Origin of the sequence: Pseudoalteromonas sp. MMG024, from assembly GCF_021654175.1 — a bacterium.
GTDB lineage: Bacteria > Pseudomonadota > Gammaproteobacteria > Enterobacterales > Alteromonadaceae > Pseudoalteromonas.
The window spans coordinates 76,513-92,616 of record NZ_JAKFZO010000011.1 but is presented as its reverse complement, the minus strand read 5'-3'; the positions used below and the strand labels follow the sequence as shown (position 1 = coordinate 92,616).

Sequence of the window (16,104 nt, the reverse complement as noted above, 5' to 3'; positions counted from 1 at the left end):
CACCTACTGGTATGTCTACTCTTAACTATCCGAATTTGGTAGAAAAAATCAAGCTTTGGGCAAAAGAGCTTGGTTTTGATCAAGTGAGTATCACCGATATTGACCTATCTCAGCACGAAGCACAATTACAACGATGGTTAGATGCGGGCTACCATGGCGAAATGGAGTATATGGCTGCTCACGGCATGAAGCGCGCACGCCCTGCTGAACTTGTGCCAGGCACACAAAGAGTTATTTCTGTGCGCATGAATTACCTACCACCGGATGCGAGTTTTGCTAAAGATTTAAAAAACAAACAAACCGCATATATAAGTCGTTATGCCCTTGGCCGCGATTATCATAAGTTAATGCGTAATCGCTTAAAGCAACTCGGTAAAAAGTTAGAACAAGAACTAGAACAGCATCAAATTACCTTAGGATTTAGACCCTTTGTTGATTCAGCTCCCGTGTTAGAGCGCCAACTAGCTGAAAAAGCAGGACTGGGCTGGACCGGCAAACACACGCTAATACTGAATCAAGAAGCGGGATCTTGGTTTTTCTTAGGTGAGTTATTTGTGGATTTACCGCTACCGGTAAACGAAGAGACGGTAGAGAACAAATGCGGAAGCTGTGTGGCATGCATTACTTCGTGCCCTACTGGTGCAATTGTTGAACCTTATGTGGTTGATGCAAGACGCTGTATTTCATACTTAACGATTGAAAAACATGGCGCTATTCCCGAGGAATTTCGTTCGCTATTAGGCAATCGTATTTACGGTTGCGATGACTGTCAGTTAGTGTGTCCGTGGAACCGCTACGGGCAGCTTACAGCCGAAGATGACTTCCATATTCGTAAGCAGTTAAAAAGTCAGGACTTACTTACGCTTTTTGCGTGGGATGAAGCGACCTTTCTAAAAAATACCGAAGGCAGCGCTATTCGCCGTATTGGTATTGAGCGCTGGCGACGCAATATCGCAGTAGCGCTAGGAAATGCAGATGCAAACATCGATATTATAAACGCATTAGAGAGCGCACAAAGCGATGCATCTGAAATGCTACTTGAACACATTCATTGGGCACTCGCACAACAACACAATAAAACAGCGCAAAGAGACAACAAAACAAAACGTTTAATTCGTATTATTGAGAAAGGCTTACCAAGAGATGCTTAACCCTTGGTAAGTAACCTCAGATGTAAATCGCAAATATGCCTCTAACGGTTGTTTTTCTTAAACTTAAGTAATTGAAGTTGAAATACAGAGCGTTTACTTCAGCATAACACTTAGATCATTTTCAAGCTCAGTAAAGGCGCGTGTTATATCTTGCAATAAGTCCTCGCGAGCAACCGATTTTTGAATTGTGTCATCCACTTTTTTATAAATGTATTGCTCCTGATCTTCATCTAAGCCCATCAGTGGTATCCGATCTTCAAACTCTTCCTGTAATTCTCTAAAAATTGCCTCATTCATTTCATGACTGAGATTGAGTACACCCACTAAATCTTCAAATTTATCGCGAACCATAGAAAACGCTTGTCGTAACTTAAGCTTTTGGTTGCCTAGTTGCTTACGGGTTAAAATGGCATCAAGTTGATGCTCTGTTACGCCCACCACAAAGCAAATATTATCGCGAATACGTCCTAGTTTTTCGGGGTCATCACTTGGTAAGTTCATAATAAGCAGGCTAACCCTTGGGTAATTTACTAGAATTCTCGGCATAAACTCATATAAACGCCCTTTATTTTGCAACAACTCAAATAGCTCGACCACCATAGGTGAGCAAATCCCCTCCGAGCTGTATTGAGAGCGATTATTTTTGGTACGAAACTCAATGCTCGTTTTAAGGCCAAAACTACGCATGCAATTAATGAGCGCTTGCGCGAGCTCTTCTTTTTCATCAATTTTGCCAATTTGCTCTACATACTGCACTATGCTACCCATTTCACTACTATTGGCCATTGCATTAAACGCAGTGTCCGTAGCATCTTGCAGCTGTTGTTCTAGCATACGTTTGTTTTCGACTACCTTAAACAAGGTGTCTAATTTGCCTTGTAACTCTTGCTGGCCAAACGGTTTAACTATGTAGTCTTCGGCACCTACGTTATAGCCTTCGATGCGCTCTTCAACAGAGCCTCTGGCAGAGACAAACATCACAGTGATGTTAGACGTTTCAGGGTCTTCTTTTAAGCGTCGACACACCTCATAACCATCCATATCTGGCATACTAACATCTAATAAAATCACGCTTGGGTTAATTCTTCGAACCACCTCTAAACATTCTGGCCCGCTTGCAACACAATGCAGATCGTAATGATCTTCCAGTATTTCCTCGATTATTTCCAAGTTAAACGGTTCGTCATCAACAGCAAGTACTGTGTTTGAATTCATGACTTACTCCTTGTTTTCCATTAATTTATACTGAACTAAATTTAGCTTAGTCAAAAGTATTAGAAACTGGCAAACTAACAAATACACTCGCACCTTTTTCAAGGTTGTTTTCAGCCCAAATACGGCCGTGGTGCAAATCGACAAACTCTTTACAAATCGCCAGACCAAGCCCTGTGCCACCAGCACCACGATTAGTTTTACTGCTTTGTTCAAACTTGTTAAATATTGTTTTCAACTCTTCATCTGGAATACCTAGTCCACTATCGCGCACAGCTAATTGCACCATGTCGTTGTGATGGTCTATTACGACTTCAATTTCACTGTGTTCATCGCTAAATTTAATTGCATTACCTAGTAAATTTCGGATCACTTGCGCGATTTGATCACAATCACAATCGACAAAAAACGGGTCTTTTTCTGGTACAAAATGCACATTAATAGTTTTTGCTAATAGTGCGCCCGACATATCGTCGATGCTGGTTCGCACTAATTGATTCAAATTGTGCTTACTGGGATTGAACGGAAACTTACCCGCATCTAATTTAGATAGGTCGAGTAAATTGTTTAACAAAGACAGAAGTCGCTGCCCTGAGCTTTCGATACGAGAAAGGTATTTTTGCAGTTTATCTTTGGGGATTGGCTCACTATTGAGTTTATCCAAGCCGAATTGAGAAAAACTCAAAATTGAATGCATTGGCGTACGCAATTCATGAGACATGTTTGCCAAAAATTCCGACTTACTTTTGTTAGCAAACTCCGCTTGGTTTTTCGCAGCCTCGAGTTCTTGGGTGCGAATATTTACTTTTTCTTCAAGTAATTGCTTTGCTTCTTCTAGTAGCTGTTGTTTACGCTTAAGATGCGCAATATTTTTTAGAATAACTGCAGTGGATGGCTCGCCATGCACGTCAATCTCACTAAACGAGCCTGAAAACGGTACTATGTCATCTTTTGCTGTTGTAACCACAAACTCAAAATTAAACTGAGGTTGAAAGCTGGCAATATTGTTTTTAATTTCATTCGAAATAGCACCGTCTAGCAATTCAAAAAATGATAAGTCATGTACTTCATCTTGCTCTCTGGCAAATAAACTTAAAAATGCATCATTGGCTTCTAAAATTGTGCCATCGTTACTAAAGATAGCAATCGCATCAGGCGTATTTTTATAGATAACGCGTAGTAAGCTGTCTTTTTCGATAAGCGCATCAACGGTGTCTTGTAACCGAGATACCAGCTCTTGGTTGCTTTGTTCAAGCTGCTCACTGTGCCATAGTTTATAAATGGCTTGTAACAACACACTTTCATCAAGCGGTTTTTCCAGTACATCGTCAACGCCTAACCGCACCGCTTCAATTAGCGCACTTTGGTGTGGTTTAGAGGTTACTAGAATGCAACGACAACCTGAATTGATCGATTTAATTTGGCGAAATATATCAATCCCAGTGATTTCCCCCATATTAAAATCACTTACCAGTAAATCAATTTGGTGTAGTGCCGCACGTCCAATCGCTGAGAATTCAGTATCTGCGGTAATAACATCAAAGTGCGCCCCTTTTAAACTTGATTCTAAACGCATTAAGCGAGTCTCGTTGTCATCCACCAATAAAATTTTAGGTAATTTAATATCAAGATTAGCGGCGCCTATCGCTAACCCTTCTTCAAGTAGGCCTATAACTTCCTTATTGTTATAAAATGGATGAATTACCAGGGCGCGAGGTAGCGCATTAACCAGTTTTGTAAAGCTGTCACTGAGTTTGCTGCCCTCGACATTAGGGGCCAGTAAAAATACATGCACATCGCCATATAATTGTTGGGTTTGCAGTACTAACTTCTCGGGAACGCCTGAGGCAAAAACAATTGCTTCATAAAATGTGGGTTCGCTACTTGGTTCAAAATCGCTGTAATGATGTAGATCTACTTGGCACGTCAATAACTCCAGTAAAACTTTTAAGCGCATTGCCAAAACACTTGAGTTATCTAGAATTAAAATCCTTTTTTGCATGTTGTTTTTGCTGTTTCCGCTGTTGACATAAATTAAGCGTAGTTCGCTTTTGCGATAAACTCATACTCGACCAAGATAAAATCTCTTCTAAGGTGCGAAAACAGCCCAAGCATACGTCATCTTCATTTAAGCAACAGTTTTCAACACACGGACTTTTAACTGTTTGTTGCGACATAAAATTTAGTTTATTTTCATATTTTTACTTACTTATAGTTTAGAACATTGCGATATACTCGCTGTAAATAACGCGAATAATTGCGGAGAAATCATGAAAAAAGCACTGTTACTAGCGACGACTTTCGCCACTACTTTAACAGCCTGTGATCTTGCAGAAGATCCTAAGAAGGCATTGGAACGTCAATATTTTGCAGAGCATCAAGAGTTACAAGAAGTAATTGAAGCGATCCGTGCTCAAGGCATTGAAGCCGTTAAACAAGGCTCTGAAGCAGGCTCAGTTGCAGCATGTGTTGCAGGTAAGCTAGATGCGGACCCGATGGGCGCATTAGTTGAGGTAGAAGGTGCGTTGCAGGATTCAATGGATTTATCTCAATTCATTGAAACGCTGTCAAACCTATCTGAACAAGAGCTTTCTCTCGAAAGCCTGCCTGATCTTATCCGCCAAGGTGGCGATGTATTAACTTACGTAAAGCATATGCTATCGCAGTACGATGTTGCTGAAATTCAACAGCAAACCTCTGAGTTAGTTGCTAATGGCAAAACAAAAACACAAGATTTAGGGCAGCACCTACGCTCACTTGTCGAGCAATGTGAATAAGAATTGTTTTACCTTGCTTTAATATCACTAAATATTAGTGACGCTAATTCAAATAAAATAAAAAAATGGTCAGCGATTGCTGACCATTTTTTTATTGATTAGTTATTATCTGGGTCGTCTTCAGGTTTTGTTTTAAATACCTTTTCCGGAGTTGGCTTAGGCGCCCAATCTGGATCGAGCTGTAAGTTAGAAAATGGTGACGATTTTTCAGTGTCATTTTTATCTGCTTCACTGTCTTGATCAGTCTTGTTAAGTTCATCGTCAATTTCATCATTTACTTGTTCTTTTAATGCTCGCCAGCTTGATTTCGGTTGTTCATCTTGCGATTCACTTTCTACTGAAGGCGGCAAAATCTCATCGTCAGATTGCTCATCCATTTGCGCTTTAATTGCACGCCAACCGCCTTGATTCACATCGTTGCTATCATTCTCTGCACTTTCAACGCTATCACTAGTAACCGGCTGATTATCAACTAGGTCTTGCTCAAGTGCATTGATATCAAAATCATTAGGCTCTTGTTGCAAGCTTGTGTCAGGCTGCTCAAGAAGATCGTTATCAGCTGATAAATTAGCTTGCTCTTGATCTAATTTGATTTCAACTTGAGCTAACATATCCGCATCGTCGCGCGCTGGTAATTTTGACTCGTCATCAAGAGAACCATCTTTTTGATCTAACCCCGACAAAAATCCCTTACCCGCAGCAAGGCTTTGCGCCAACTCTTCTTCAAGCGAATATTCGCCATCTGCTTGCTCGTCGTTTTCCGCTGATTTGTCGTAGTGATTTAAATAATCAAACATGCCGTCATCAACTGCACGTTTTGCCGCGCGGCGTTTAAACTCAGAGTGAGGAACCATATTTTCAGGCGCATCGTCATCAGTTGACTTAAAATAATCAGGGTCAGTGTATGCCGTAGCAGGTTCACTGCTATCTGGTGGCAATAAGCTATCATCATCTTGAGATTGAGCTTCAGATTGACCTAATTCTTCCTGTAACGCGTTGGAGTGAGTAAGCGCTGCTCTGTCATCCATTAGGTCGTTATCGAACGTATTTCTCGTTGAGTCGCCATTATCCAAACCTGATGCACTGGCCTGCTGTGCAGTGGTTTCGTTAAATGGCATATCGAATGATTCATCAGATGAAAGTGATTGCGTTGTTTTTTCGATTTCTGCATTGGTATCAGGCGTAAAGTCATTAGATAAATCGCTCTCCCCTGACTCTAAAATACTTTCGTCCGAAGTTGACGATGCACTTGGCTGCTCAGCTTCATTATTTAATGACTCTGCGCCCTGTGCGCTTAGCGTAGGAGGTTGCGTTTCATCATCGCTAATTTGCGGAGTTGTACTGCTAATATCGTCTAACTTTTCAGTAAACTGTTTTGCTTTATTAAGAATTGCATCAAGCTCTGCAATATGATCAACCGCGGGCTTATCTGTATCTTCTACACGGTGAATATCTAGATTATCAGGCGCAATCTCAGACACTGAGGTTTCATATGAGCCTGGTTCTGGGTAAACCGTTTCTTGCTGCTTTTCTTGCATTTCTTGTTCGGCAACTTCTGCTGGCGATGGCGCTGTAGTATCAAATTTAGGTTCGTTGTGACGATTCATATTCTCTTCACGTTGACGCTCTTCAGCACGTTTTTTCTCTTCTCGCTTCGCTTCGTTGTGGCTATCAATCAACGCCATCCATTCATCAACTTGCTGGTCGCTAAATCTCAGCTCTTTGAAGCCTAAAATGTATGGGTTCACTTGCTTTTTATGCATCACCACAATTGGAAATTGTGATTTAAATACCGCCATATCGTTAAACGCGACAATCGGCTCTATTTCATCATTTAATCCTAAAATCTGCGCAACGGCATGACAGCATTGATTCACTACTTGTAATGGGCTTTCAAAACCAATAAGTTCATCCCCAACTTGCTCTTTCCACTCTGGTAAGGTTGCGCTACCGATAATTGCGCCGCGCTGCTTTTGCGGCAGTACAACGAAAATTCCATATTGCGATGCAATAACACTGTCTAATACTACTTCTTGACCATTTGCGAGTGTGACTTCAACGCGTTGACGACGGAAGTATAAATCTGGGTCGAGTGCGCCTTTTGGTAACTTTTTCTTTTTCTTTTCAGCAACTTTTGAACCCATTGCAGCAATGTCTTTTGACATTTCTTGGGCTTTTTCTTTGGCTTTCTCTTTAATTTCGTCCATGCGTGAACGCACAAATTTCACATAAACAAATATGGCAACCAAAACGACAAGCAATAAAATAATCGGCAACATCATAGCTTCTAATAAGCTTGATTCTTCTACTGGAATATCATTTTGCCACGTGACAGGTGCTCTTTTAACTGGCGCAGCAGGTTGCGCTTTAGGCGTTTCTTTTGCTTCGGTTTGCGTTTTTGAGTCAAGTTCAACGACCTGCTGTTCGTTGCTATTGGTTGCTTTTCCATTCTTAGTTAAGTCACCACTAGCATCTTCTTGGGTTTCAAAAGTTTGTTGTTCTTGCTGCTTAGCTTCTATAGCTTCAAATCGCTCTTGTGCTAAACGCTTTTCTTCTTCGCTTAAACTCGTTTGTTGCGTTTTTGCGCTTTCTGTTGCTTTATCTTCAACTGCTTCAGGTTGATTACACAGGCGTTCATAGTCACGCTGAGCGCGGCGATAAGTTGGATGGGTTTTGCTATGCTGATAATTGCTCATTTGCTGTTTCAGCAATATACAAGCAGCTGAATTGGCATTACTTTCTGACGAAAAAAATGCACAAAATAACACAATAGAAAGTAATAAAACTCTAACTTTACCCATCGACTATGTAACCAAACTTTAACCAAATTAACGACTTGTTATAAGCTTACGCATTTCACGCATTATTGCCAATATATCCGTTCGCAAATTTATCTAATTAAAGCAATATTTTTGATTTAAGTTCAGATATATAACCTATGAATAGTTCAAATTAAACAATAAAAGCTTTTTAGAACGCTTGGTTATATAAAAAATAAAGGAGGGTTTACGAATTAACAGCTATCGTTGACTTAACTAAAAACAAAATCAAAGGTAGCCAATGATTTTTCACAATTACACTACTTGAGGCCAAACTTTTTATTGTACTTATCAAGTGCTGCTTGTACGCGATTAACAATTTCTTTATCGGTTTTTTTACTGAAGGCGATACATGCTGAGCGATCACTCACATTAGCTACTTCGAGACTACGCACAACATCAGTATATTGCCGCTCAATTCCCGTTAACGATTCAGACATTTCCCATTCAGATTGCACCAAAAAATCCACTCGCCCTGCAAGAAACTTTCTTAATTCGGCACTAGGATCGGCTGACACATCTAAATGTTGCCCTTCAATAAAACCTTTTTCGAGTAAGGTTTCATGACTACGCGCATTGCGCCCAACTGAAATAACATAATTTTTCGCATCTTCAAGTGACGTAACATTAATATCATCACGCGCCGCAAGGTGAAACAAATACACTTTCACCGGTGCCATAAGCGGACATACCCATTGGTATTTATGCTCTCGTTCTGGCGTTCTAAAAATTGAATAGATAAGTGTATTTTCGTCGTGTTCTGCCATACTCATGGCACGCGTCCAAGGATAGCTTCGAATATCATATTTGTATCCCAAGCTATCGAGTATTGCTTTTACTTTTGTTGTTGAACGACCGACGATAACGCCGTTATCATCGGTATAATTAAATGGTCGCCACTCTTCAGTCACGACCGACAACGCAACCTCATCAGAGGCTTTCAGTTCATAACAAAATAGTAAAAGTAATACTGCCGCAATTGAACGCACTAGTGAGTAGCTCCTTGCTTTATGTTGCCGCTTGATTAACTTGCGACTCTTTTAAAATAGACATTTTCGGCGGTTGTAGCGCAATAACAGAATCGCCCTCTTCCGGTTTTTGTTCACCGCCAATTTGCACTGGCTCAATAAATTTTTGCTGACGCCAAATAAATAACGGAATTGCGTCTTTATTTACTTCCAAATAATCTTCCCAAGTAAATGCGTCTGCAATGCGTGTTGCACTGACTTTACCGCCTTTCGCTATCACCCCCGAAAGACGCGCAAACGTAGCATCTTGTGCAAATAAATTCTGGCGCGATAAGAAAGTCGCACTGTCTTTATTTGCTTTCGCGTGCACATCAGACGATTTCAATGAAAACACCTTATCCTCACCGATTAAATGCGCGAAATGTTGAATACCCAATGCGTTGTAAAGGCGGTTTGGCGATAAGCCTAGCACTTTACTAATGTCAGTTAGCGGCAAATAACGTTCAGCATGCTCTGATTGCGGGTTACCGTAATAGCAAGGAAAGCCATCCATGCGCGCCATTTTGCAGTTTTCCCATGCAGGATCTGAAAGGTAAACACTCACACCGATATCTTTAAGGCCCCTTGCCACTTCACGTGCCACATGGTTTGCACCAATAATAAGTACTGTTGCGGGTTCAGGCTGGCGAAGCTTTAACAACTTGGTAAGTGGCACAGCAGTTAAACTTTGCAAAACAACCGTCACAATAATAACGGTAAAGATAAGCGGCACTAACTTCTCAGAAGTAGGCACACCGGCTTTAACCATACTAAGCGCAAATACCGAGCCTACCGCGGCAGCAACAATGCCACGCGGCGCAATCCAGCTAAGTAATGCACGGGCGCGATAATTGAGGTCTGAGCCAAATGTTGATAACAAAATCGATAGCGGACGTGCCGCAAACAACACAAATGCCATAAAAATAAGTACATTGGCGCCAAGTTGTTTAATATCGTCAACGTGTAATCGCGCTGCGAGTAAAATAAACAAGCTTGAAATTAAGATCATTGATAAATCTTCTTTAAATTCAAGCACAGCATCAATTTCTAAGTCATCTTGGTTCGCAAGCCAAATACCAAAAACGGTTACGGCAAGTAATCCTGATTCATGGCTAAGATAATTTGAAACACTGAAGGTTGCTAATACCAACGCTAAAATACCAAATTTATGCAATTCATACGGCAGCCACTGACGGCGAATTAATAAACTCGTAAACCAACCCGCAAAGAGACCCAGTGATAACCCCACCACTAATGTCATAAATAATGCGCCAAGTGTGTGGTTAAAAATACTTTCTTGGCCCGTCAACATTACCGCTTCAAATACCAATACGGCGAATAAAGCACCAATAGGATCAATTACGATGCCTTCCCAACGCAATACTTTATCAATATCTTTATGCGGCCTCATGGCATTTAATAACGGTGCGATAACCGTTGGGCCGGTTACAACTAGCACAGCACCAAGTACGGCAGCCACACGCCAATCGAGGTCTAACACAAAATAAGCGGCGCAGCCGATCACCACAAACGATGCCAACATACCGATGGAGCACAGGTTGCGCACGACTTTTTCGAGCCCTTTTAATTCTCTAAAATGGAGGGTAAGTGCACCTTCAAATAAAATAACGGCAACGGCTAAGGAGATTATCGGAAACAGTAAGTCACCAAATAACGCATCTGGGTCAATTACATTAAAACCAGGCCCTAATAAAAGACCGGTAACAAGTAGGAATAAAATAGCTGGTACTTTAAAAATCCATGCTAACCACTGCGCCGCTACTGAAAACAAAGCAACCAGTGCAATATATACCGCTGACATTGAGAATTCACAAATTTATAAATTGAATATTACAATAGTATATCTTGGATAATTAATTCTATAGCTTTTTCACAATAAAATTTTATTTCAAATCAAGTGTATTAACGTTCATTTCACGCACCAGCACTTGCATTCTAAATCACTCTCACGCTACAGTAATCGCAACGATTTAAGCCGTATTTTCAGCCAAATATTTCATGTTAAGTGCCAGCGAAAAAGAAAAAATTGAACTAGAACATCAAGCAGCCAAGCTCTTTTTACGCCTATATGAAAAACAATTTAACTTACCCATGCGCCATATTTGGCATAACCAACCGAGCAAACCCGATGTAAGCTGTTACCAAGGTGAAGATAAGCTTGATATTGAAATTGCCCACCTTTATGGCAGCGAAAAAGAAGCAATGGCAATTCTGCATCGAGAACTCAGCAGCGAAACCAAAGAAAACCTAAAAGCACTGTTACTCGAGCCAATAGAAACTCGTTTAACCAAAGCTCTGCAGCGTATTTTAGCTAATAAAGCATTAAAACATTATGATTCTAAACGCGTGTGGCTGGTGATCCGCAACGCAAATCCATTTTGGCGCAATGACGATATTCAAACCCTGCAACATCATTTTGCTATGCCAACTCCGCACCCATTCGAACAAGTTTGGATCATTGGCGATATGCAAGGGCACTCTGGTTTAACCCAAATTTATCCCTAGGGATTGTTGAACGTTACAATTCTATTTTTCTCTATTTGAGCACTTGTGTTGCTGCGTTCAATATGCGGCTAAGCAATTTAGGCAAGTATCACGCTACCCAATGCACCTTTCTCACGCCTATAATTGAGATTCACCTAGCTAACAATGAGAAAAGTGTACGCAAGAGCACCTTTGGAAAACACTTAATTGACCAATGTAAATTAATTTGGTGTAATCGTTCAAAATTAAAATTGAATACAATATACCGATGAAAAAATTAGCTCTGTTATCTAGCTTTTTATTTACACCTTATGCCAGTGCAGATACATCCAGTGTGGACAACATTTTGGTTAATGTGAAAAATTGCAGTAAAACCATCGTACTTCGTCATCAAGCGCTTAGTAAAGAACAAGAAAACGCTGCATGCAAAATGCTATCAGCGCAAGAAGCAAGTTTTCATAATGTTTTTAATACTCAAAATAAGCCTGTAGAAAATGATAATAATCACCGCTTACGAGCCAATATTTATCAAGATCGCGATGCCTATGTGCAGTATGTAACCAAACACTTTGATGTTCCAAGTGATAATGGCGGCATGTATTTGGAAGGTTTGCCGCATTTACCCAATAACTCAGCTGAATTCGTCGCTTACCAAAAGAAAGGGCAAATTTGGAATTTAAGCCATGAATATGTGCATTACCTTGATGGCCGCTTTAATATGTATGGTGACTTTTGCGCTAACTTGCACGATTCTCATTCGGGCCCAGAATATTGTCCAAAACCAGCACCATTATTACCTCATTTAGTGTGGTGGAGTGAAGGAATTGCTGAGTACATCGCAAAAGGTAAAGATAACGAACGCGCAGTAAAAGCAGCAAAAAAACAAATCATTCATTTAAGCGAACTATTTAACACCAGCTATGAGCAAAATGGCGGCTCTGAACGCGTTTATGTTTGGGGTTATTTAGCATCGCGCTATATGATGGAAAAACAGCGCGACAAAGTTGAACAAATGCTGGCACTAACGCGCAAAGGTCAATATACCCGCTACCAAGCGCTGGTAAAACAATGGGGTAAATCAATGGATAATGATTTTAGCCAATGGCTTGCAGAGCTTAAGTAATAACTTCTCTAACCTATCCCTAGTAAAGGCTTTAATGTTAAATATTAAAGCCTTTTTTAAACTTAACTCTCATCTACTCGCTTACCTAAAATCGTTAAGCTGTATTCTTTATCATCCATTTTTGCCACATTTGGCAACTCACCCCAAACGGCAAAATCATTTTTAATAAAAAGTCGCATGCTAGGTGTATTGTGGCTAAAAATAAATGCCAACAAACTTTTGATTTGAAGCTTAGGTGCAAGAGATTCTGCAAAGTGCAATAACGTTTGCCCAATCTGCTTACCGCGTTGATTACTGTCAACATAAATGGCAATTTCAACAGTACCATTATATGCTGGGCGACCGTAAAACGACTTAAAGCTTAACCAAGCAACCACCTGTTCATTATCTTCAACAACATAAATTGGCCGAGTGTCAGTATGGCTATCAAACCATGCTTGTTTACTTGCCACTGATTGTGGTTCGGTATCCGCGGTTACCATTCGACTGTCTACCGTTTGGTTATAAATGTTGACTATTGCGGGTAAATCGATTTGTTTTGCTATACGCGTTTTCATTTTAAGTTCTAAATAAAATTGTCACTGCCAAGCCATAGTATCACTCGCCAAGACCTGATATAAATAACTAAATTTCATATTAAGCGAGAGCTACTTATGCAACTTTATGGTTCGCTAACCTCCCCTTATGTACGCCGCCTTCGCGCACTGGCTATCGAAAAAGATATCGAATTCGACTTTTTAAACCTTAATATTTTTGCCGAGAAAGACCGAGAAACCTTAGTTAAACTCAACCCAACGCGAAAAATTCCTATGTTGCTTGACGGTGAACAAGTGATTTTTGATTCAAACGTTATTTACCGTTACTTGGCCCAAAAATTAGATTTCACCCCGTTAAGCTGGAACCAAGAAAATACACTGACTCTAATTAACTCTGCGAATGATTCATTGGTTGAGCTTTTAATTTGTCAGCGCTCAGAATTCGACACCAATGACGACAAACTGTTTTTCAATTTACAACGTGAGCGCGTAAACGGCGTTTTATCAGTGTTAAACGATGCCGCAGAACAAGGTACATTTAGCGATTATAACTACGTCGCTTTATCACTGTTTTGCTTACTGGATTGGATTATCTTCAGAAATTTAACCGATTTGACTCGCTATAGTGCGCTTCAAGTATTCCATTCAGAGCATAAAAATCGCGCTTCGAGCATCGAAACAGCACCAAGAGATTAGACACTATGAGCGAACATTTAGAACGCATTAATGACTTTGTAAACCAGTTAAAACAGTCACAACAAGCATTTGTGCTATCAAGTGAAAGTGGTTTACTAATCGCGCAGTCAGAATTTAATGATGAGCGCGATGCACTGTTAATTTGGTCATCATCAGAAATGGCGCAACAACAGTGCAAAGGCGAATGGCAACACTTTAACGTTATCGAAATCAACTTTGATGACGTAGTGGATTTATTACCGCACCTTAGAGAAGATGAGCTACTTATTGGTTTAGACTTAAGTGACGAACAAATCGCAATTGAGCTAGAAGCCGATTCATTGCTTGAAGCACTTTCAAATGATTAAAATTATCCCTCTTACTGAACACTATTATCAGCAAGCGATTGCGCTTGCTAACTTAGTCCACGGCGACAACTACCTTGATTTAGCAAACTTAATTGAAATGCAAAGCAAGGCAACCAAAAGTGGTATCAATGCCAACTTTATTGCATTAGAAGATGGTAACGTCGTGGGCCTACGCTTGAGTTATGCCGCCAATCAATGGCCACTTGATAAATGGTGTAGCCCGTCTTTATGGCCTTGCCAAGAAGATAAAATGGCGTACTTTAAATGTATTGCCGTTGCTCCTAATCAACAAGGTAAAGGCATTGGCCCTAAGCTATTAAATGCATCAATCGAAGCACTCAAGCAACAAGGTGCCAAAGCGGGTATTGGCCACTTATGGCAACAAAGCCCTGGCAATGGTGCGGTAAAATATTTTACTAATGCAGGCGGAAAATTGATTAAAGAGCACAAAAATCGCTGGTATAACTACAGCATTGAAGAGAATTATCACTGCACTATTTGCGGCGTACCTTGCTACTGCAGTGCGGCAGAAATGGTGATTGAATTTTCATGAGCCAATTATACGATCCGCTGCAACATCTTCACTGCCAAGGACAAGCCTTTGCCCCTAGTTATTGGGCCAGTACTATTGATTTGCCAACTGCTAGATCAAGCGTAACCAGTCAACAGCAGTTTGATGTTGCAATAATTGGCGGCGGTTATTCGGGGCTTTTAACTGCATATCATTTAGCAACTGAACATCACTTAGATGTATGCGTACTTGAAGCCAATCAGGTAGGTTTTGGTGCCAGTGCTCGAAATGCAGGCTTTGTACTTAAAGGCTCAGGTCGCTTAAGTTACCCTCAAATGACCGAGAAGTGGGGAGTCGATGTTAGCAAAGGGATTTATGCCGAATTCAGTGATGCTGTAAATCGCGTCGAGCAACTTATTGCAAAACATAATATTGCATGTGATAAACAAGAAAATGGTTATTTAAAAATTGCACATAATCAAAATGCATTGCAAACCTTAAATGCCCAAGCTGAATACATTCAAACACACTTGCAAAGTTCAAGCACACCGCCTTGCCAATGGCTGAGTCAAGACGAGCTCAGTGCGCACTACATGAAAAATCAACAAGCCTATGGCGCACTGCGCTACAGCGATAGTTTTGGTGTGAATCCATTAAAGTTATTACTTGGCTATCGTACTGCGATGCTTGAGAGCGGTGTAACCCTGTTTGAAAACGCGTTAGTTGAAAATATAACGGAAACAGTAAGTGGCTTTCAATTATCAATTAATGGCTGCCAACTAAGCTGCAATAAATTAGTTATCGCGGGCAATGCATACAATAGCAAACTAACACATAAGGCTATTAACAACCGATATTTGCCTATTTTAAGCAGCATATTTGTCTCTAAGCCACTTACAGCACAACAATTAGCAGAATCAGGCCTACAAACCAACCAAGTATGTATGGACACGCGAACACTAAAATACTATTTCCGATTATTGCCAGACAACCGGCTTTTATTCGGTGGTCGCGGGGCTGTTTATGCCAAACATCAAAATAAATCAGTGTATTTAGCCAACTTAAAAAAGGGCCTAAGCGATTGTTTTCCAAGCCTTGGTAATATCGAGCATGATTATTACTGGAATGGTTTTATTGCCGCCGCTCTCGATGATATGCCGCACATTAATTTTGACGGCAAACTTGGCTTTATACTGGGTTATTGTGGTGCTGGTGTGTCGTTTAGTGCGCAGGCTGGCTATCGCATGGCTCAAATGGTAGCAGGTAAAACAGTACCAAACTTACCTCTTTACAACACACCTCTCCCCTACTTACCTTTTCCGCATTTTAAACGGCTAGGACAGTTTGCTTATTATCAATATGCACAAGTGAAAGACCGCTTTTATTAAATAGTGCGCTTATGCGCATTATTTAACGATTT

15 protein-coding genes are annotated in these 16,104 nt (G+C 40.5%); 8 read left to right on the top strand and 7 right to left on the bottom strand.

Going from position 1 to position 16,104, the window contains the following annotated elements:
* Nucleotides 1–11 precede the first annotated feature (11 nt).
* The gene (gene queG, locus L1068_RS12305; protein ID WP_237130514.1) at nt 12–1,151 is read left to right on the top strand and encodes a tRNA epoxyqueuosine(34) reductase QueG; all 1,140 of its coding nucleotides are present in this window, start codon (nt 12–14) and stop codon (nt 1,149–1,151) included.
* A 93-nt stretch (nt 1,152–1,244) separates the two neighbouring features.
* On the opposite strand, the gene L1068_RS12300 is transcribed toward queG, so the two are convergent.
* Genes L1068_RS12300 through L1068_RS12290 form a run of 3 tightly spaced genes read right to left on the bottom strand, consistent with a single transcriptional unit; the run spans nt 1,245 to nt 4,540 of the window.
* A complete protein-coding gene (locus L1068_RS12300) occupies nt 1,245–2,366 on the bottom strand; it encodes a response regulator (RefSeq protein ID WP_237130513.1) in 1,122 nt (373 codons plus the stop codon).
* Nucleotides 2,367–2,412: 46 nt separating this feature from the next.
* Entirely contained in the window at nt 2,413–4,365 is a 1,953-nt protein-coding gene (locus tag L1068_RS12295) for an ATP-binding protein (RefSeq protein ID WP_237130512.1), read from the bottom strand.
* Nucleotides 4,337–4,540, bottom strand: a complete 204-nt coding sequence (locus tag L1068_RS12290; RefSeq protein WP_054979076.1) for a DUF1289 domain-containing protein — start codon at nt 4,538–4,540, stop codon at nt 4,337–4,339. Before L1068_RS12290 ends, L1068_RS12295 begins: the two co-directional genes overlap by 29 nt.
* Nucleotides 4,541–4,633: 93 nt before the next feature.
* On the opposite strand from L1068_RS12290, the gene L1068_RS12285 reads away from it, so the two are divergent.
* Nucleotides 4,634–5,140 carry a hypothetical protein gene (locus L1068_RS12285; RefSeq protein WP_237130511.1) on the top strand — a complete coding sequence of 169 codons (507 nt, stop codon included), beginning with the start codon at nt 4,634–4,636 and terminating at the stop codon, nt 5,138–5,140.
* A 98-nt stretch (nt 5,141–5,238) separates the two neighbouring features.
* Here the strand turns inward: L1068_RS12285 and L1068_RS12280 are convergent, their stop codons facing one another.
* The 3 genes from L1068_RS12280 to L1068_RS12270 form a co-directional block, all read right to left on the bottom strand.
* Nucleotides 5,239–7,941 (bottom strand): hypothetical protein, encoded by a 2,703-nt coding sequence (locus L1068_RS12280; RefSeq protein ID WP_237130510.1) that lies wholly within the window; start codon nt 7,939–7,941, stop codon nt 5,239–5,241.
* Nucleotides 7,942–8,219: 278 nt separating this feature from the next.
* The gene (locus L1068_RS12275; RefSeq protein WP_237130509.1) at nt 8,220–8,948 is read right to left on the bottom strand and encodes a transporter substrate-binding domain-containing protein; all 729 of its coding nucleotides are present in this window, start codon (nt 8,946–8,948) and stop codon (nt 8,220–8,222) included.
* Between the two features lie 19 nt (nt 8,949–8,967).
* Nucleotides 8,968–10,788 (bottom strand): sodium:proton antiporter, encoded by a 1,821-nt coding sequence (locus tag L1068_RS12270; protein ID WP_237130508.1) that lies wholly within the window; start codon nt 10,786–10,788, stop codon nt 8,968–8,970.
* Between the two features lie 197 nt (nt 10,789–10,985).
* Between L1068_RS12270 and L1068_RS12265 the strand changes: the two genes are divergently transcribed.
* Both L1068_RS12265 and L1068_RS12260 read left to right on the top strand, forming a co-directional pair.
* Nucleotides 10,986–11,492 (top strand): hypothetical protein, encoded by a 507-nt coding sequence (locus L1068_RS12265; RefSeq protein ID WP_237130507.1) that lies wholly within the window; start codon nt 10,986–10,988, stop codon nt 11,490–11,492.
* A 247-nt stretch (nt 11,493–11,739) separates the two neighbouring features.
* Nucleotides 11,740–12,594, top strand: a complete 855-nt coding sequence (locus L1068_RS12260) for a collagenase (RefSeq protein WP_237130506.1) — start codon at nt 11,740–11,742, stop codon at nt 12,592–12,594.
* 62 nt (nt 12,595–12,656) lie between these two features.
* On the opposite strand, the gene L1068_RS12255 is transcribed toward L1068_RS12260, so the two are convergent.
* Nucleotides 12,657–13,151 carry a GNAT family N-acetyltransferase gene (locus L1068_RS12255; protein ID WP_237130505.1) on the bottom strand — a complete coding sequence of 165 codons (495 nt, stop codon included), beginning with the start codon at nt 13,149–13,151 and terminating at the stop codon, nt 12,657–12,659.
* Nucleotides 13,152–13,247: 96 nt separating this feature from the next.
* On the opposite strand from L1068_RS12255, the gene L1068_RS12250 reads away from it, so the two are divergent.
* Genes L1068_RS12250 through L1068_RS12235 form a run of 4 tightly spaced genes read left to right on the top strand, consistent with a single transcriptional unit; the run spans nt 13,248 to nt 16,072 of the window.
* Nucleotides 13,248–13,826, top strand: coding sequence for a glutathione S-transferase family protein (locus tag L1068_RS12250; protein WP_237130504.1), 579 nt, complete (start codon nt 13,248–13,250; stop codon nt 13,824–13,826).
* Nucleotides 13,827–13,831: 5 nt separating this feature from the next.
* Nucleotides 13,832–14,173, top strand: a complete 342-nt coding sequence (locus L1068_RS12245; RefSeq protein ID WP_237130503.1) for a DUF2750 domain-containing protein — start codon at nt 13,832–13,834, stop codon at nt 14,171–14,173.
* The gene (locus L1068_RS12240) at nt 14,166–14,726 is read left to right on the top strand and encodes a GNAT family N-acetyltransferase (protein WP_237130502.1); all 561 of its coding nucleotides are present in this window, start codon (nt 14,166–14,168) and stop codon (nt 14,724–14,726) included. The genes L1068_RS12245 and L1068_RS12240 overlap by 8 nt, the downstream gene beginning before the upstream one ends.
* Nucleotides 14,723–16,072 carry an FAD-dependent oxidoreductase gene (locus L1068_RS12235; protein WP_237130501.1) on the top strand — a complete coding sequence of 450 codons (1,350 nt, stop codon included), beginning with the start codon at nt 14,723–14,725 and terminating at the stop codon, nt 16,070–16,072. Before L1068_RS12240 ends, L1068_RS12235 begins: the two co-directional genes overlap by 4 nt.
* The last annotated feature ends 32 nt before the right edge of the window (nt 16,073–16,104 follow it).